This window comes from Dictyobacter halimunensis (assembly GCF_036245075.1).
Genome location: NZ_BSRI01000001.1, coordinates 2,617,405 through 2,635,187 on the forward strand (window position 1 = coordinate 2,617,405; position 17,783 = coordinate 2,635,187).

A 17,783-nucleotide genomic window follows, 5' to 3' on the forward strand; every position below is an offset into this window, starting at 1 on the left:
GTTTCCCTTTCTCACTAAACAGTATGATGTATCGTAAGCAGTAGTAGCATGGCTACTAGTGCCGAGTTTTATGCCAATAAAAAAAACTCCCTCATCCCGCGCACCGGGGACGAAAGAGCTTACTCATCCGTGGTTCCACCCACAATTCATTCATTCAGCCAGCCTGATCGGTCGGCACAATGAACCTCTACAGCCCGTTAACGGTGGCTTTCCGCTCTCAGCCTGACCTGGAAGAGAAGCTTCTTGAGTGGTATCCATCGGATGTGTTCAGGACAACTTGCAGCCTCGATTGTCCCTCTCTGTCAACACGAAAAGCGATGACGTTGTCTCAAGCAATGCCGATTTTTTATTGTAGTGGTATAGCTTACATATATGTATTGAAGCGACTATAGCATAAAACAGCAGCAGTGTCTACTGTTTTATCCTGGTGGCAGGACTTTCCAATGCTAAGGCCAGCTGTAACCTTCACTGGCGGGAGGACGTGCCATGCGCTGAAGAGAGGTTTGTAATAGTTGTTGTATCTGGATAGCGTGCATAAGAGGAGGTAGGGCCATGGGTGTGAAGCAGCGGGTAGTGCTGATTACAGGGGCCACATCAGGTATCGGGGCCGGTATCGCCCATCGTTTTGGTCAATGCGGGGCACTGGTCGCCGTGGCAGGACGCAACGTCGAGCGGGGCATGGAGGTGGTGGAGTCGATCCAGCGGATGGGTACCCGGGCCATGTTCGTCGAGCATGAGCTTAAAGATGAGCTGGCGCCCTTACGCGTCATTTCCGAGGTCGAGGCATCTTTAGGACCGGTCGAGATCCTGGTCCATTCCGCCGGCTGGTCCGTCTTCAAGCCGACCACCGACGTGACGCCAGACCTGTTTGATCAGATCTTCCAGCGTAACGTTAAAGGACTATATTTCCTGACCGCAGCGGCCCTGCCGGGGATGATCAGGCGGCGCCATGGCCGCGTCATCCTCATCTCCAGCATCGCCGCCTTGCGTGGCATCAATGGACATTCGCTCTATTGCGCCAGCAAAGCCGCGCTGGATCAATTGGCTTGTGCCTGGGCCGCCGAATATGCGCGTTACGGCATCAACTTCAACACAGTAGCCCCCGGCATGGTGGCGACGCCGATGACGGCCGAGCTCACCGCAGATCCCCAATTGGTTGCCGCTGTCAAGGCCGCCACCCCCGACGGACGCCTCGGCACCCCTGAAGACATCGCCCACGCCGTCCTTTTCCTGGCCGACGATAACGCCCTGCACGTCCAGGGCAATACCATCGTCGTCGACGGAGGCTGGATCGTTCCACCCGGCGGATTCGCATAAAAACGAAACGACCACGTAGGTTCGGCCCTCGCGGCCGATTTTTCTGCCACGCATGATTGCACGTCTCAAAATGAAATGTTCGTTCCGTGGTCCTCGCGTTCGGTGGGCATGGGTGTGCGGGAAGAGGAAATCGGCCGCGAGGGCCGAACCTACGGCCTTTATCTCTCTCCTGTCTTTTATTTGAGATGGCGTTTGAACACCCGCATTATGATATAACCCTGTAACGCAGGGCTGTTCTATACAGTGGATGGTTATTACAGAGAGGAATGAAGAATATCCATGGGAGTCTCCTCATTAGAAAAGGATGGGCGGCGGCGTGCGGTTATGGATGCCATCTTCCGTGAGCATTTCGCGGAGGTGCATGCATTTATCTTCAGCCGGGTTCGGCAGCCAGAGGCCGCCGATGACCTGACCAGCATGGTCTTTCTGAAGGCGTTTCGCTGGCTACTGGAAGATCGGGGCCTACGTCAGGTACGCAGCTGGCTTTACTCCACTGCCCGTACCACCATCGCCGATTACTGGCGCGAGCAGTTGATCACCCTGCCCCTGGATGCGATCGCCGACAGCGCCGCTGCCCCTTCTGGGGGGACATTGGATGGACGCCTGCAGGAGCGCGTTCAGGACCTGCTCTCTCAGTTGCCCGTCCGCGAACGAGAGGTTCTTCTGCTGCGCTATCTGCGGGGCTATAGCGCGGCCGAGACCGGGCAGGCGTTGGGCCTGACCGCCGGCCACGTGCGCGTCCTGCAGCTGCGAGCTTTGCGCCAGGCAGCGCGCTTTGAAGAAATGAACGACGTGAAGGAAGAAAGGAAGCTTTCACACATGCAGACAGTAGATTTTACCTGCACCGAACAGGGTCAGCGCGTTCTCATGCTGGCGAAAGAGGAGGCGCTCGCGCTGGATCATCACTATATTGGCACCGAGCATCTCCTGCTTGGCATCCTGGCTGAGGGGAGCGCCGCCGCGCCCCTGCTCGAACAGGGGACGACGCTTGAGCGTGTCCGGGCCGGACTGCTGTTCCTGGTTGGTCGGGATCAGGGCGATACCCAGGCCGAGGCCCCCCTTACACCATATGCGCGCCAGATTCTGGCTTGTGCGGATCAGGAAGCCCGTGAGAGCGGCGAGCAGGCGATCGGCCCACAGCATATCTTATATGCCCTGCAGGGCGCGGATGGTGAATATGGGATCAGCTATGGCATGCTGCAATCGCTGGGCGTCGAACGCCGTCCAGGCCAGCTAGAGCAGACCATAGACGAGGAGGTTAACAGGAGTGCCCTGGCCCAGCAAGAGTTGTTGGTCGAGCTTTATCCCACGCTGAGTTCCGAGGAAGAGCTGCACCTGGCACACCTGGTACAGCAAGCCGAAAAGGATAAGCGTCGCGCCGCCTACCTCAACAGTAGCCCCGATAGCAGCATCGCTGAGGAGGGAAAACTTGCTTACTTCCGCCTGTTCATGGCCAGCCAGCAACTCGTACTGACCGCCGCCAGAGAATATATGGAGTCTTGTAAGGATGTGGGCAGGCTGCTCGAAGCTGGCAACAAGGGTCTTAGCTACGCCATCCACAAATTCGGCCTCAAGACCCAGGTACCGTTCCGCCAATACGCCACGCACTGGATTCACCTGGAGATCATGGAATCAATGTTTGATTGACGGCAAAGAATGGCGCTTTCTCCGCTCTGTTCTGTTACGTCTTTCTTTAACCATTTGATTGGATTGTCCCACCCGGCGGATGCGCATCGTAGTGGTAACCTTTAAGGGTTGCCTGGGCCGCTAGCGAAGCGACCGCGGCCCTAAGTAGGAGCAAGCCCCCAATACATTCAACTTAAGGGAATGTACAAAGAGAAAGAGAAGCAGTACGTGCGGGGCTTGCCCCCGCTTGCTTGCTCGCCGCTCGAAAAAGCAGCAAGCAGAATGCGATGCATCGTATACAGCCGTTCCTGGTCGCTTTGAATAAGCTTTCCGCTCGGGGGACAAGCAAGCGGGGGCAAGCCCCGCACGTACTGTGATCTTTTCTCTTGTTGCTCGCGCTAAAGTTGAATGTATTGGGAATTGTCTGTCACCTACGTTTAGCGTACTTCCAGCATGACTTCTTCTTCGCTGGCGACCGGGTCGGTGACCTCGCCGATGCGCCAGAAGGTGACTTCGGGGGCGCGCTCGGCTAGCTGCGGCCAGACGGCCGGATCGATGGCGGCGAAGAGCCCACCGGAGGTCTGGGGATCCCAGAGGATGGCCTGGTCGATCGGGTCGATGCCCTCGCGGATGCGTACGTGGGCCTCTAAGAAGGATTTGTTGCGCTGGGCGCCGCCCGGGATGCAGCCGAGCTCGGCGTAGTGGCGGGCGTTCTGCAGTAGCGGGAAGGAGCCAAGATCGAAGCGCATATTGGTGCGGCTCTGCATGGCCATCTCGCGCGCGTGCCCCATGATGCCGAAGCCGGTAATGTCGGTGGCTGCATGCACTCCCTTCCCGGCCGCGACCAGGGCTTCGCTGGCCTTGAGGTTCAGACGCGTCATCGAGGCGATGGCGGCCTGGATATCTTCTTCCTCCACTTTGTTGCGTTTCTGGGCGGTTGTGAGCAGTCCCGCGCCCAGCGGCTTGCTCAGGACCAGGATGTCGCCGGGCTTCGCCCCGCCCTTGGTCAGGATATGGTCGGGATGCACCATGCCGGTGACCGAGAGACCATATTTGGGCTCGTTGTCGATGATGGTGTGCCCACCGGCGATGGCGCCGCCGGCCTGGGTCATGATGTCTGATCCGCCGCGCAACACCTCGCGCAGGATGGCTGGATCAAGATCGTCAGGCCACGCCACCAGGTTGATAGCCATCAGGACCTTGCCGCCCATGGCGTAGATATCGCTGACCGCGTTGGCGGCCGCGATGGCGCCATAGCTGTAAGGATCATCCACCACCGGCGGGAAGAAGTCAGCGGTACTGATGACGGCCTGCTGGTCATTCAGACGATAGACGGCGGCATCATCGATGGCGTCCAGTCCGACCAGCAGATCCACTGGCACTCCTACCTGCTTCAACGGACTCACCACCTGTGCCAGGCTCTGCGGACCCATCTTGGCCGCGCAGCCCGCGCTCCCGGCCAGGGTTGTCAAACGAATTGGGGGTATATCTATACTCATAAATAAGCTCTTTCTCTAAAAATCATCCACATCTTCTACCACGATTGTACTACGTTGTCCGTAGCTACTTCCAATCAGGCCAGCCATTTTGTGCCTATGTATCCGATTCGCTTCTCGATATCGTATATCGTATCGTATATCGGGTGTGGGCCTGTTCGCCATCTTGTCCTGTTGAGGACAGCTGTTGAGCTGGTATCCCGCGTCAAAGAGGTTGGCCTGGATAGGTACATCTTATATAATCAAAGGAAGTGCGGATCACTTTTTGCCTGATCCTTTGCTTATATAGAGCCGTTTTATCTGAAGATGACAGGGGGCAGACTATGGGTATTGATAGGCTAGCAGGAACGGGGCGATCCGGCGCTCGCCTGACGCGCGAGGACGTTGAGCAGCTTTTGAGCAAAGTGGAGAGCTCGGCACAGTTGAACTTGAGTTCCCGGCACATGGAGGACAGCAATCTGTCCTATCTGGATTTGCGTGGCGCGAACCTGCGCGGAGCCAACTTCCAGGGGGCGAACCTGCGCGGCACCAATCTCAGCGGCGCCTATCTCCAGGCGGCCAACCTGTGTGGAGCCGACCTTGATGGCGCTGATATGACCGGCGCGCACCTGGGCGACGTGGCGGCTGAGCGCGCCAATCTGCGCCAGGCACGGCTGAGTTATGCCACCCTCAAGGATCTGAATCTGCGCGAATTCGATCTGTCCGACCTCGACCTGCACAATGCTGACCTGAATGGGAGCGACCTGCGTGACGCCGTATTGCACGGCACCAATCTGCGCGGCGCGGACCTGAGTACGGCCCGGCTCTATGGACCCGAGTTGAGACGAGCCATTTTACATGGCGGCGCCCTGCTCAGCGATCGGATGTCGTCTGAGCGCCGAGCCAGGTCTGCTACCCGGCCCCTGCCTCCTCATGCATCGTCCGCGTCCGCGCGACCTCCACTCTCTGACCAGCAAGCCATGCGATTGGGCGAGCAGGCCCTGTCAACCGAGGCCGATCCCGGCGAGATACAAAAGCTGTTCCCGCAGGGCTTCACCTTTACCCAGGCGCGCACGCTCTTTGACACCTGGCTCACGCAGTCCGGCACCCGCTACAGTGAACGCGAGATCCAGGCCCTCTGGATCGGCTTCGCCCACCGTCTCTGCACCATCTATCAGCAAGCGAACGCGCCAGACTGATCGCCCGGCGCCCGGAATAAAACTCTCTTTTTTACGGCCAGGATGTTGGCGGATTGGGCCAGAAAAGCAAGACTCGAGAAGTTTTTTTGAGTTTTCATGCTATGCTGTTGCTGAAAGAACATATGGCGGCCGGGCATTGCCGTGCATGGAAAGGTAGCAAGCTCATGCGGAAACTTATCGTCTGCAACATGATGTCACTGGACGGTTATTACGAGGGGAAAGATAGGAGCCTCGACGCACTCTTCGACTATTTCCACAAAGATTATTCAGGGGACGAGAACTTCGATCATTATAATACTGAACGGCTGCGGGCCGCCGATACCCTGATATTGAGTGGTCGCACGTCCTTTTTGGGCAACAAGTCGTATTGGACGGGGGTGCCGCATGACCCGAACGCCACCGCGATCAGGCGTGAATATGCTGGACTGATAAGCTCCGTCGAGAAGATCGTAATCTCCGATACCATCTCTCAGGAGGATTTAGCGCCCTGGGAGGATACCACACGCATCGTGCGAGGAACAGACCTGTACCAGGAGGTCGCCGCCCTGAAACAGCAGCCGGGCAGGGACATCCTGGTGATATTAAGCCGCATGCTCTGGAACGATCTGCTCCTGCACGATCTGGTTGATGAACTGCACCTCATGGTTTTTCCGGTAATCGCGGGTGAGGGAACACCGCTATTCACAGGCAGGCCCCCGGTCTCCCTCAAGCTCATTTCCACCCGCACCTGGCAAGGCTCCGGCAACATCCTCGCCTGTTATCAGATAGATCGGAATTAGAAAACGTAACCACCAAAAAATCATCCTCGTATGTTCGGCCCTTGCGGCCGAACATACGAGGATGATTTTTTTCCCTTTGTGCTCTTAAATTGAAGGCATTGAGGCTTGCTCTGGCTTAAGGTGGCCCCATGCCCATCTGAGACAAGAGGTTATTTTCGCCGCCGAGAAGAGCCATGCCTCCTGTTGCGGCGCCTGGGTTTTGGAGCCTGGGATTGTGTTCTCTGTTCGGCCTGTTGAATGAATCCGGTTGCCTGAGCGAGAGCTGGTGTGACTTTGTTTCCTCCCCAGTGTGAGACAATATATTGCTGGCCGATATTCATGAGCAGAGAGACGATGCGGTAGAGCGCCAGGCCAGCCGCGAAGCGCCAGGCAATGACGACTGTAATAATCGCAGGTATCACGAAAAACAACCATTGCATGTTCTGGTTGATATGCTGCATTCCCTCGCGCGCCTCGACGGAGGCAAGTGGTTGCGCCACCCAGGTCTGGATAAGAGTGAGAACACCGGTCAGGATTGGGAGAATCGCTGTGGGATCAGGTGCTCCCAGCGAGATATGCCAGGTAGCATTCAGTATGGTGAACCAGGTGAGATGAAGATTGGGCATGGTCGCCAGGTGGGTGACAAAGGGATAGAGATAGTCATTGAGGGTAGAGACCGAAGATGCCTGCAGGATCATATTAAGGGCAAAGTATAGTCCCGAATAGATGGGAGCTTGAATCAGGAGCAAGAGGAAGGTTGAGCGGGTGCGAATGCCATGGGCCTTATACAGTTCTTGCAATGCCTGTGCCTGTGCTTGATGGTCCGAGGCATGTTGCTTCCTCAGGGCCTGGATTTGTGGCTGGATCTGCCTCATCATTCTAGCCTGGCGCAATTGCCGCAGCGTGAAGGGTAGCAAGAGCAATGAGATGCCAACCGTCAACGCGACCAGGGCCACACTAAAATCTCCCAACCAGCTATATAGCTGGAGTAGAGCGTTAAGAATTGGATACGTAAAGAGTGTATTAAAGAGTGTCGCGATAATGGACATAATTCCTCCTCATAAAGTAAATAAGTAAAATTCTCTTATTGCTTTTTACGTATAGAAAAGCAGAAAGTTGAAAAAGGTGGTGGGATCGTGGACGAAGGCATGTTAAAGTGCCGTTTTGGATGATCAAGAATAGAGCCTTGACAAAATAGACAACTAAGTTTACTATATCAATATAGTAAACTTAGTTGTCTATTTTGTAGATAGAGGAAAAGTTGTTAAGGAGAATATGATGAAGCTACAGGCGGGGATGATTGCGCCTCATTTTGAGGTCGAGGATATTTTCGGTGGGCGGATCGATCTGGGTGATTACGCGGGTCGGTTCGTGCTGCTCTCTTTTCTGCGCAATGGCGGTTGCGCGCTGTGCAATCTGCGCGTCCATCAGTTGATACAACGCTATCCGGAGCTGCACGCGCGAGGATTAGAGATGCTGGCCGTCTTTGAATCTCCGGTGAGTAGTATCAGGCAGCATGTGACATCCAGACAGGATGTTCCGTTCCCTATCATCGCTGATCCAGCCGCGTGGTTGTATGATCTCTACGATGTTGAGGTTTCGCAGGAGAAGGTGGGGGCTAGCATGGCTCGTATGGGGACGCCTGTGATGCAGCAGATGATCCAGGATGCCGCCGCGATCGGCTATCAACTGGCTCACGAGGATGGCTCCAACTTCAATCGCATTCCAGCTGATTTCCTGATCGATCCCGACCAGCGGATCAGGCTGGCCTTCTACTCGGATCTCGTCGGCGATCATCTCCCGCTGTCCGAGGTCAACGAGGCTATGGCGGCTGCGGCGCTATGATTTTTGGTCGTCTTCGATATGCGCTAGCAGGTCGGTGAGGGTCTCGCGCAGCTGCTCATAGCGTTCCCGGCCCAGGATGTCGGTGAATTCCGCTTCGATCTCGCCTTTAAGCTCATAGGCGTCGTGGAGGAAGCGCCAGCCCACCTCTGTAAACGTGACCAGCACGGCGCGCCGGTCGCTTGGATCGGGGGCGCTGGCGATGTAGCCCTTTTCCACCAGGTCCGCTACCAGGTGGCCCGCTGCCTGTTTGGTGATAAACAGGCGTTCAGCCAGCGTCGTGATGCGCGTCCCCTCGGTATCGATGTGGGAGATGAGAGTCGCGTGGGCGGGCGCCAGCCCGATGTGGCCGCGCGCCGCCATCTTGCGCACCGATATCTCCACAAAGGCGCGGTGCGCGCGCCAGAAATAGCGGCCGATATTCTCCTGCCGTCTCTGCACCAGCGCATCGTACTGGGCTGATTCTTCGCTCATGCTCTCTTTTTCTCCAGTTCCGCTCTGTTGCCTGTCACTCCAGTTCTCTACATGCTGCCACATCAGTATAGCACGATCAAGGTTTTCTGCTCACCGAGATATTTGCTATTTACTATATTGCTGCGCTACATAGCGTGATGTAGGATAATAGAATGAACATGTGATGTAGATTGGAGCTACCATGAGTGAAGTCGTGACGCTGTTCCGCCCGGTGGGCGCGGAGGAACTGGCCTTGATTCAGCAGAGTGGTATGAAGTCTTTCCCCCCGCGTCTGTACTGGCAACCGATCTTTTATCCCGTCTTGAACGAGGAGTACGCGACCCAGATCGCGCGGGACTGGAACGCGCGCGACGGCCACTCTGGCTACGTGACGCGCTTTCGAGTTGCAAAGGCGTTCCTGGATCACTACGAAGTGCACCGGGTCGGCGGCACCCTGCACCTGGAATACTGGATACCCTCCGAGGACCTGGACGAGTTCAATCGCCAGCTTGTCGGCCCAATTGAAGTCATCTCCGAATTCCACTCCTGACGGTAAGAGAGCAAGATCGAAGAAGTTTTGTTCATTATCCTGTGCTACATTAATCCTTGTCGAGAGTATCTACTGGCCCATGATATGGCACTCTACTTCAACTTTTAAGAGCATGAGTGCCGGCTCGACCTATAAAGAAAGGGTGCAGCAATGATTAACAGGATAGTTGCGACCGTTGTGTTTGTGCGTGACCTCGCCACCAGCATGGCGTTTTATCGTGACACGCTCGGGCTGAAGATGACCTTTAGCGACGCCGTCTCCGCCACGTTCCAACTCGGCGATCTCTATTTTCTCCTGCTGGATGTTTCGTCGGCAGCGGAGTTGATCGGTGTAAATGTCAGTGAGCTAAAAGCGGATGGTGGACCGCGTGGTCTGTTTGCCGCCGGTGTTGAAGATGTCGATGCCGCCTACGAAGCATTCAAGGCCAGAGGCGTCACCTTCCTCAAACCTCCCATCGACCAGCATTGGGGACTGCGCACCGCGCACTTTGCCGATCCCGAAGGCAACGTCTGGGAGATCAACCAGCCCGTCGAGGCGAAATCCAAAGGCTAAGCTAAAGCGCCCTCACCCGCTTTCTTTTGAACCTACTGCCTCCGATAGGTTCAAAAGAAAGCATCCTCACAAACATCCCTCTTATCATTTGATGCTCCAAATTTGTCTAACATTCATTCACGTCTTACGTATCCATAGATGAGCGTCCACTCATGGCGGCTTAATAACACACTAAAGCGGTTTTATGCAGGCAAAGAGGCTCCATCATGAGTAGTGTGTTCAGGGAGGATACTATGGTATTGTTGTCAGCTCAACCTATTCGAGCCAATCCATTGATTACGACCTTCAAAAGCCAATTCAGATTTAATTTAATCGTTGCGATCCTGTTTTTTGTTCTGACATTTGCCTTTCTGCTTGCTGTGTGTATATATGTGCATTTTGATCAGGCTAAAATGCCTCAACTCATCAGGAACGAGCTTTATATACTGTTTCCTGTGCTTGTGATGGTGTTGAATAGTGTACGGGGTTTTCGTCAGTGGCGTTACTGGCAACGGATAGAGTCGCTTCGTGTCGCGGTCGCTAACGGGGATCTCGCATCGACGGCGGCTGAGCAGCCGGACGCCAATGCGACCGCGCTTCCGTTGCCTTACAAGATGAAGTTGAGCTATAACTGGGACTCCATATAGAGGTTTATCGGCATAGTCTTGATCTTCTTCATCGTATATATGAGTTTTGTGGCCTGGATGAATAATACCTTGCTGGACCTGATCACCAAGTATCCTGCCGTGTTTATTGTGGTGGCAGTGGTGATAATCTGCCTTCTGTTGATCCTGTTTATCTCCGCTTTGCGTGAACAGAGGCGCACCATCGAGGTTAGCCAGTCAGGTATAACGACATATGGAGGAGGCGAGTCAGGGTATGTACCCTGGCAGGATGCGCGCCTCTTCGCCGTCTATCGCAGCTTTAACGCGCGCGATGATCAGTTCTCGTTGACCTACGAACTCTCCAGCGCGACCGACATTGTGCGCTGGACCGCAGTTGTCCGCCATCCGGTCCTGAGCCTGCTTCACATGACACCCGATATCTCACAGCAAGAGTACCAACAGCAGATCCAGGCGCTCAACGCCCTGGTGGTCGCCCGCACGAGCCTGTCGCTCTACGATCTGCGCAACGAGTTCGCGTTGGATAATCTCCCACAAAAACGTTGACCCATGATAGATAGCTGATTTTAAACTAAGCTTCATGAAATGAGAACTCATATGCTATAAGGAATATTCAATGCGAGATGTATCGGCAAGCCCTATTAAAAAGAATCCCGATCTCAGAAGATACAGGCTAAACTGCACCATGAGTATGGTCACCATTGTCTGTTGCTCAACTATCTTGCTGGCTTATGTCGTTGTTTTTTTTCTGCTGAGGCCACCACTTGAGGATTTCCTGGCCCATAACAGGTCGATTTTCTGGTGGCTATTTATTGAGTTCATGTTTATTTTCTCATATGTTTCGACCAGGGCGACCCTTTTCTACTGGCAGTGGATCGAGCAGCGTCGCCAGGCGGCGGTTCTTAATGATCATGTCTGGGATGCCGCTGAGCAGCCGGTCGCCAACCTTGAGGCTCTCGATTTACCCGCGACTATAACGTTGCGCGCCTATACACCGCCGAAGGGTAGGGAACGCTTCAAGATTATCGGGTCGGTGCTGGCCTACATTATCGTTATCTCCGCGTTATGTGCCTGGAGCGGTGATCTACTTACAGTTATTTCGCAGAATCGTTTGTATGATTTCCTGTTTATGTTCGTGCTTCTTATCCTGCTTGCATGGCTCCTGTTTAGATGGCTACGTTCCGCTGCTGCCAGGATCAAGATCGTAGCAACCGAACAAGGGATAAGGATGGATAGCAGCCTGGTAAAGTGGGAGGAGGCGCGCCTGTTTGCTATGTATAAAAACCTGAATGCATCGGGGGCGACGTATGAGCTATCCAGCGCCAGAGATATCGTGCGCTGGACCGTCTTTCCCAGCCCTGCGGGTCTGTCTACAGAGGAGAGTCCGTACACGGTACCTGCTGATGAGTCATCGCAGCAGGTGCGGGCGCTCAATGAACTGATCGTCGCCCGCACAGGTTTGCCGCTGTCCGATCTGCGCTAGCTAGATTCCCTACCTGGTCCCATCATAAAAAGTGTGTTCAAGGAGGATACTATGGTGTCATCGTCGTTCATGCCCATTCGCGCTAATCCGTTGCTTTCGACTTTCAAAATGCTATTCATCTTATACTCAGTTTTTATGGCTATGCTTCTTCTATTTTTCATTGTATTATTAGCGATGGCTTTTGCGAGTCTCCAATCCCATGAAGATATGGCTATCAAAATTTTAGCTGGTGAGGTTCCATTCATAGGTATTTTATTGATTAATTCACTCAATTTTGTATTGAACTTCCAGCAGTGGCGCTATTGGAGACGTATTGAGCAGCGTCGCATCGCGACCGTCAGGGGAGATCGATCGCTGCTGGCGAACGAGCAACCTGTTGCTAATGCGGCTGCTCTGGCGCTGCCCTGTACATTTACGCTGGGCTACAAATTGCGGCCCATGGCGCGGCTCATTGCGCTGATATGGGTTTTCTTCTTTCTATATTGTGGCTTTCTGGGCTGGTGGGTAACTGTCGTCTGTTCTGGCTACCAGATTACTTTCCCCAGTCCACTGCTCATTGGTGGGACTTTCGTGGCCGCCTGTGTTATTGCCCTTTTGCCGGTTTTGTTGATGCGTAGCCAACATCATGTCGTTGAGGTGAGCGAAGTAGGGATAGAGATGAACATGGGGAGGCAACACAGTTTTGTGCGCTGGCAGGATGCGCGCCTCTTTGCCGTTTATTACAGCCTGGGAGCGCAGCGCAACCAGTCCTCGCTAACCTATGAGCTGTCCAGCATGACCGATATCGTGCGCTGGACCGATATCGTCCACCATTCATCTGCCATTCTGCCGCAGATGACGCCCACCATTCCACTGACGCAATATCAACAGCAGATTCAGGATCTCAACGCCCTGGTGGTTGCCCGCACGGGTCTGCCGCTGTCCGATCTGTGTTAGTTGGTTTCCCCTATTCTAGGGTGCATCGCTCAGCTATACAACGCGCATGCTCTCAAAACCGATGGGTAAGTGGAGGGGACCACGCAGGATCGGGCTTTCGCGATAGGTTGGCGGGTCCTGCAGCAGCCTGGGACTCTGCAGGCGCCGGGCCAGAGATCTGAGGGCAATATAGGTTTCGAGCCTTGCCAGGGGCGCCCCGAGACAGTAATGGATGCCGCCACCAAAGCCGAAGTGCTCGATGTTCTGGCGCTGCGGATCAAAGCGATCCGGATTTTCAAACCGCGCCGGGTCGCGGTTGGCCGCCGCGGTCATGACCATGACGATGGCCCCTTTGGGGATCTTTACCCCGCCCAGCGTGACGTCGATCAACGGCGTGCGAAGCGTGAATTGAACGGGCGGCTCGTAGCGCAGCACCTCCTCGATCAGGTTGGGGAGAATCTCTTCAGGTTGACGGCGCAGCAATTCGAACGCCTGCGGATGACGCAGGAGCGTGAGCATGCTGTTGGTGATCAGGTTGACCGTGGTTTCGTGCCCGGCGATCAGCAGCAGCACCGCCGTTGTGATCAGCTCGGCTCTACTCATGTGCTGCTTGTGGTCGGTATCGTGAATGATGGCCGAGAGCAGGCCGGGACCCGGTTGGCGCTGCAGCTTATCGATCAGCTCTCCCATATACTGGTTGAGCGCGTCCCTCCCCTGTCTGGCCTCCTGCGCGGCGGCGGTATCTCTGCCAAGATGGGTGCCTTTGATGAACATGCGGGACCAGGTGTGGAACCTGGGCTCGTCGGCGCGCGGCACGCCGAGCAGCTCGCAAATGGCGGTTACCGGCAGCGGATAGGCCAGGTCATCCACAATATCCATGCGCTGATTGGCGCTCTGTGCGTTCAGCAGCTGCGTAACAATCTCCTCCAGTCGCGGTTGCATGCTATCGATCAAGCCGGGCGTAAACTTGCTCGCTACCAGCTGGCGCAGCCAATCATGTTTAGGGGGATCGAGAAAGACAAAGGGGGGCTCCTCCTGCTCTAAACGGATGCCCGGTTCATTGCTCTTGCGCATATCCACGCTCATCTGTGGATCGTGGAAGACCATATCCACCAGCGGGTAGCTGCTCACAATATAGCGCCCATCCGCCTGTAGCTGGACCGGATGCTCACGCATCCTGGCATAAATGGGATAGGGATTGGCGCGATTAGTGTAGTTGAGCACCTGCTCTAAAAGATTTACAGACGATACAGCCATGGTACATCGCTCCTTTGTGAACTGGTTTCCATCTCTGATCTCTCACCTCAACCACAATATATATAACCATCTCTTGAGTACTCGCCAAGTCATCACAACTCAACCGATACATTGCACATATTGATCCCACAAATAATCAACGCCATAGACAGCATGGATGTATAAGTGGTAATCATGTCCAGGTCAGCGTCAATAACAAATAAATAGAAAGCCTGTTAGCTACGAGGATATGGTAGCTAGCAGGCTTTCTATTTATTTGACTGAGGAGTTTTAACTGCCTCGTACGCACAGTACCCAGGCGGTTATTGGTTGATTAACACCTGATGCATTTTCCACAATAACGTGCCATCCTGTGGGATTATTCACAGTTGTCGCGGGAAATGGGCCGGTCGTGGAGAGAAATATCCCTGCGCCTCCACCTGCTCCGATAGCGCCACCCCCACCTGTGGCGATCCGGCCTGCCGGACATGTAACAGGTAAATCCACAGCAACATTGTTGGGAATCGTGGATGTGGCGGTTTGTACGATGATAAAGCCATTCTGTTGCAAGCCGCCTGGGGGGTGATTGCTCGGAGGGAAGTTGCCCGGCGGAAAATGACCCGGAGAAAATGTGCCTGGCGAGAGTCTATACTCATGCGCAAATGCAACCCCGGATGTCATCATCACAGCACTGCATAATAGCGCCAGGAGCAACCGCAAAAGAATATATCGCATTTGATCTCTCCTATTCATGACAAGATATGAGATATCTCTATTTGGATGATGAAATGACTATTCATCACTTTTTTCAGTATAAATATGCCCTTCAAATATATTTTTCAATAAATGAAACATTTTATCTGCGCTACTTCCCACTGCTATATTCTTTGTCGTTGGTAGAGGGGATGGCTATAACAGCCCTGGAGAACAAAATTGGGTATCCGCCTTTTTTTGCATAGAGAAAGGCAACAAGAAAAACGCAAATGCCCCGTAGGTGCTGGGCTTGCCCCAGCTTTCCGTACCTGGGCGCATACGTCTCTTTAAACATATAACCGTTCCCAGAGAAGGATGGATCAATGGATGGCAAGCTTTTGCGTTGATGCGGCTCTTGTAGGGAAAGATGTTATCTTTTTTAACGATTTATAGGTTATTATGTGTAAAAAAATTGTATGTGCATTGAAAAGGAATCCAAAGCATGCATGAACCTGACTATTATGAGAAGCTGATTCTGACCACCGATGCGTATAACAGAAAGTTTCCCGCCGGCAATGATCCTTTTCAGATCATCACGCGTTTGTGTGAGGAGTCCGGTGAATTGGCCAGCGCGGTCAATCACTTTGAAGCCAGTGGTGTCAAGCATCAGAAGCATGGTCCACCCGACAAGGCGGCCCTGGCCAAAGAGGTGCAGGACGTGATCCGTAGCGCGCTCACCATCGCCCGCTACTATGGTGTCGAGCAGGAGCTCAAGGACGCCATCGATTATTCCTATCAGGTCAAGTTGCGCGAGGGCTTCATCTCCGAATCATAGATAAGTACCGATGGGACGCATCCTTGCGGTCCCGGTGGGGTCTTTCTGTTTAGATGGTGGGCTAAGACCGCGTCTCGGGGGGATAGACTTCGGCCTCTTCGGGCTGTTCAAAGCGTCCCGTTTTCTCACTGAGCTTGATGCGATAAATGATGATCGCACGAGGCATGCCGTGATTATCACTTGCGCGCATCTCGTGGAGGGCGTAGCCGCTGGCGATCAGGCTGGTGAACTGTTTGCCGAGCTGGTGGCAGACCTTCGCGGCCTCTTCTCCCGACAATTCCTGAAAAGTGCCCCAGGCCAGGACACTCTGCCAGGTTGAGCCGTTCTTGATTTTGTCTACCTGCAGGCATACCTCTGGATTGCTGCGCATCAATTGCAGCTTGGTGCCCGGTAGGGTGTGTGCATATATGTAGGTGCCGTCAAAAATATAATTAATGGGAATGATGTAGACCCTGTTCTGATCGGAGACACCAATGCGCCCGAAGGTCTGGCTGCCTAACAAGCGATCGATCTGGTCCTGGTTGAGTTCGCCTAGCATCGTTTTGTCCTTTCTGTACTATATATGGATACTATGCCGTGCTGGCTTCTCATTTGACTCACAAACCAGTTGAGGACATCACAAAATAATCACTATATCGTCATGGATTAATGCGTATTATTGCTCGCTTATTCAGGATGTTTCTGATATACTCATCTTTAAGAAGAATAGGCGAATAGGAATAGCGCTTCTATTTTCTATATAGTACTTGCGCAAACAGGGAGGTAAGAAGCGCCAGATTGCCGATGAAACGACAAGTACTCTTCACTTTTACAATTGTTATTGTACTCTTCGTATTTGGTGCATATGTCTATCATGATTTTCCCTCTATAGGCATCCCTATGTGGATGTCAGCCATGGTGATGCTTTTGTGCATGAGCATCCAATCGATCAAGACAAACGCTGGTGAGCAGAAACCCGTACCAGATCCATATGCAGGATTGGCCACTGCTGGATATATCTTCGGCACGGTCAGTTTTTTCTTTGTCAACACGATCTATCTCTTCAGTCCACCATTCGCAATTGTTGGTCTTCTCTTATCCCTGTTTGGTCGCAAATCATTTACCCACAGAATACGGGCGAGCTGGGGGTTTGGGTTCTCCGTGATCGGTGTCCTGGCACCAATTATGGTGATTGTGATCAGTATGACGCTCAGTCACTGCTCTGGTTGGCCTTTATTGAACTGTTCTATCCCTCTTGGAATTGAAGAGCTTTTTCATTGATTGCATACTTAATTCAGTGTTAATTTGTCGATTCAGTAAAAGTAGCAGACAGGGGGAATGTAACATGGATGAGCAGCGTGCCGCGCAGCTGCGGCGGTCTATTCAGCGATGTTTTCAGCCGCTCCATGGATGTTCGGTGGCTGACATCAGCCTGACCCGGTATCGAGCCGCCTTTGAGGCGCTGTCAGAGCTGATTGAGCCGATTGATACTGTGGCTATTGAACCATTGAGCATCGATGCTATGCCAGCTGAATGGTTTGTGCCCGCGCAGGCCGAGGAGGGACGTGCGATCCTGTATCTCCACAGCGGTACCTATGTGTGCGGATCGATGAGGACGGATCGCGCTGCCGTGACCCGGCTGGCCGAGCTATCTAGGACATGTGTGCTGCAGTTTGCCTATCGGCTGGCACCCGAGCATCCCTTTCCAGCCGCTCTTGATGACGCATTGGCCGCGTATCGCTGGCTTATCTCTCAGGGGTTCGCGCCCCGGCGGATCGCGCTGGTGGGCTCTGGCGCGGGTGGTGGCCTGCTGCTGGCGCTGCTGCAGGTGCTGCGCGATCAGGATGCACCACTGCCGATAGTAGGCGCTTGCTTTTCACCCTTGCTGGATCTGACGCCGGCGCATTTGCAATCCAGATCGGATATAGCCACCGATATCGTGCTCAACTCGGCAATGCTGGAGTTTGTCGCCCAGCACTATTGCCAGCCGTCTGAGCGGAGTCATCCACTGATCTCTCCGCTGCACGCGGATCTGCATGGTCTTCCGCCCCTTTTGTTGATCGTGGCGCAGAACGAGCTCGTGCATGATGATGCCGACCGATTATGGGAGCGGGCCCGCGCTCAGAGAGTGCGGGCTCACGCGTTAAGCTGGTCTGACGTGTGCCATGGCTGGCAACTATTTCCCGCAGCCTTCCGCGAAGGAGAACGTGCGCTGGACCAGGCCGCGGCCTACTGCGAGAAATATTTTGATATGGGCAAAGCCTAGTC

General features: G+C 54.0%; 20 protein-coding genes. 14 read left to right on the forward strand and 6 right to left on the reverse strand.

The features are described 5' to 3' along the window. The first annotated feature begins 552 nt into the window (after positions 1–552). On the forward strand, positions 553–1,317 hold the full coding sequence (locus tag AABA21_RS10605; protein WP_338249606.1) for an SDR family NAD(P)-dependent oxidoreductase: 765 nt from the start codon (positions 553–555) through the stop codon (positions 1,315–1,317). 279 nt (positions 1,318–1,596) lie between these two features. After that, on the forward strand, positions 1,597–2,964 hold the full coding sequence (locus AABA21_RS10610; RefSeq protein WP_338249607.1) for a sigma-70 family RNA polymerase sigma factor: 1,368 nt from the start codon (positions 1,597–1,599) through the stop codon (positions 2,962–2,964). Between the two features lie 416 nt (positions 2,965–3,380). Here AABA21_RS10610 and selD read toward each other — a convergent pair whose 3' ends face one another. Further along, positions 3,381–4,442 carry a selenide, water dikinase SelD gene (selD, locus tag AABA21_RS10615; RefSeq protein ID WP_338249609.1) on the reverse strand — a complete coding sequence of 354 codons (1,062 nt, stop codon included), beginning with the start codon at positions 4,440–4,442 and terminating at the stop codon, positions 3,381–3,383. A 320-nt stretch (positions 4,443–4,762) separates the two neighbouring features. Here selD and AABA21_RS10620 point away from each other — a divergent pair, with 320 nt between their 5' ends. Both AABA21_RS10620 and AABA21_RS10625 read left to right on the forward strand, forming a co-directional pair. Continuing rightward, entirely contained in the window at positions 4,763–5,617 is an 855-nt protein-coding gene (locus AABA21_RS10620) for a pentapeptide repeat-containing protein (RefSeq protein ID WP_338249611.1), read from the forward strand. A gap of 164 nt (positions 5,618–5,781) precedes the next feature. Next, the gene (locus AABA21_RS10625; protein ID WP_338249613.1) at positions 5,782–6,396 is read left to right on the forward strand and encodes a dihydrofolate reductase family protein; all 615 of its coding nucleotides are present in this window, start codon (positions 5,782–5,784) and stop codon (positions 6,394–6,396) included. A gap of 149 nt (positions 6,397–6,545) precedes the next feature. Here AABA21_RS10625 and AABA21_RS10630 read toward each other — a convergent pair whose 3' ends face one another. After that, on the reverse strand, positions 6,546–7,424 hold the full coding sequence (locus AABA21_RS10630) for a YidC/Oxa1 family membrane protein insertase (protein ID WP_338249615.1): 879 nt from the start codon (positions 7,422–7,424) through the stop codon (positions 6,546–6,548). A gap of 226 nt (positions 7,425–7,650) precedes the next feature. Here AABA21_RS10630 and AABA21_RS10635 point away from each other — a divergent pair, with 226 nt between their 5' ends. Next, positions 7,651–8,220: a redoxin domain-containing protein gene (locus AABA21_RS10635; protein ID WP_338249617.1), complete on the forward strand. Its 570-nt coding sequence runs from the start codon at positions 7,651–7,653 to the stop codon at positions 8,218–8,220. On the opposite strand, the gene AABA21_RS10640 is transcribed toward AABA21_RS10635, so the two are convergent. Then, positions 8,215–8,691 (reverse strand): MarR family winged helix-turn-helix transcriptional regulator, encoded by a 477-nt coding sequence (locus AABA21_RS10640; RefSeq protein WP_338249619.1) that lies wholly within the window; start codon positions 8,689–8,691, stop codon positions 8,215–8,217. The genes AABA21_RS10635 and AABA21_RS10640 overlap by 6 nt on opposite strands. A gap of 250 nt (positions 8,692–8,941) precedes the next feature. Between AABA21_RS10640 and AABA21_RS10645 the strand changes: the two genes are divergently transcribed. The 6 genes from AABA21_RS10645 (at position 8,942) to AABA21_RS10670 (ending at position 12,793) form a co-directional block, all read left to right on the forward strand. Then, complete coding sequence (locus AABA21_RS10645) at positions 8,942–9,220, forward strand: hypothetical protein (RefSeq protein WP_338249621.1); 279 nt, start codon at positions 8,942–8,944, stop codon at positions 9,218–9,220. Between the two features lie 150 nt (positions 9,221–9,370). Beyond that, positions 9,371–9,772 (forward strand): VOC family protein, encoded by a 402-nt coding sequence (locus AABA21_RS10650; RefSeq protein ID WP_338249622.1) that lies wholly within the window; start codon positions 9,371–9,373, stop codon positions 9,770–9,772. Between the two features lie 233 nt (positions 9,773–10,005). Continuing rightward, positions 10,006–10,398 carry a hypothetical protein gene (locus AABA21_RS10655; protein WP_338249625.1) on the forward strand — a complete coding sequence of 131 codons (393 nt, stop codon included), beginning with the start codon at positions 10,006–10,008 and terminating at the stop codon, positions 10,396–10,398. 57 nt (positions 10,399–10,455) lie between these two features. Further along, positions 10,456–10,920 carry a hypothetical protein gene (locus tag AABA21_RS10660; protein ID WP_338249629.1) on the forward strand — a complete coding sequence of 155 codons (465 nt, stop codon included), beginning with the start codon at positions 10,456–10,458 and terminating at the stop codon, positions 10,918–10,920. A 70-nt stretch (positions 10,921–10,990) separates the two neighbouring features. Beyond that, complete coding sequence (locus AABA21_RS10665; RefSeq protein WP_338249631.1) at positions 10,991–11,857, forward strand: hypothetical protein; 867 nt, start codon at positions 10,991–10,993, stop codon at positions 11,855–11,857. 207 nt (positions 11,858–12,064) lie between these two features. Continuing rightward, positions 12,065–12,793 (forward strand): hypothetical protein, encoded by a 729-nt coding sequence (locus AABA21_RS10670; protein WP_338249633.1) that lies wholly within the window; start codon positions 12,065–12,067, stop codon positions 12,791–12,793. A 33-nt stretch (positions 12,794–12,826) separates the two neighbouring features. Here the strand turns inward: AABA21_RS10670 and AABA21_RS10675 are convergent, their stop codons facing one another. Beyond that, positions 12,827–14,029: a cytochrome P450 gene (locus AABA21_RS10675; RefSeq protein ID WP_338249635.1), complete on the reverse strand. Its 1,203-nt coding sequence runs from the start codon at positions 14,027–14,029 to the stop codon at positions 12,827–12,829. Positions 14,030–14,391: 362 nt separating this feature from the next. Beyond that, complete coding sequence (locus AABA21_RS10680) at positions 14,392–14,523, reverse strand: hypothetical protein (protein ID WP_338249637.1); 132 nt, start codon at positions 14,521–14,523, stop codon at positions 14,392–14,394. Positions 14,524–15,203: 680 nt separating this feature from the next. Here AABA21_RS10680 and AABA21_RS10685 point away from each other — a divergent pair. Further along, positions 15,204–15,536, forward strand: a complete 333-nt coding sequence (locus AABA21_RS10685; RefSeq protein WP_338249638.1) for a nucleoside triphosphate pyrophosphohydrolase family protein — start codon at positions 15,204–15,206, stop codon at positions 15,534–15,536. Positions 15,537–15,597: 61 nt separating this feature from the next. Here the strand turns inward: AABA21_RS10685 and AABA21_RS10690 are convergent, their stop codons facing one another. Then, on the reverse strand, positions 15,598–16,074 hold the full coding sequence (locus tag AABA21_RS10690) for a pyridoxamine 5'-phosphate oxidase family protein (protein WP_338249641.1): 477 nt from the start codon (positions 16,072–16,074) through the stop codon (positions 15,598–15,600). A gap of 245 nt (positions 16,075–16,319) precedes the next feature. Between AABA21_RS10690 and AABA21_RS10695 the strand changes: the two genes are divergently transcribed. Both AABA21_RS10695 and AABA21_RS10700 read left to right on the forward strand, forming a co-directional pair. After that, positions 16,320–16,796: a hypothetical protein gene (locus AABA21_RS10695; protein WP_338249643.1), complete on the forward strand. Its 477-nt coding sequence runs from the start codon at positions 16,320–16,322 to the stop codon at positions 16,794–16,796. Positions 16,797–16,860: 64 nt separating this feature from the next. Continuing rightward, the gene (locus tag AABA21_RS10700; RefSeq protein ID WP_338249645.1) at positions 16,861–17,781 is read left to right on the forward strand and encodes an alpha/beta hydrolase fold domain-containing protein; all 921 of its coding nucleotides are present in this window, start codon (positions 16,861–16,863) and stop codon (positions 17,779–17,781) included. Positions 17,782–17,783: the final 2 nt, after the last annotated feature.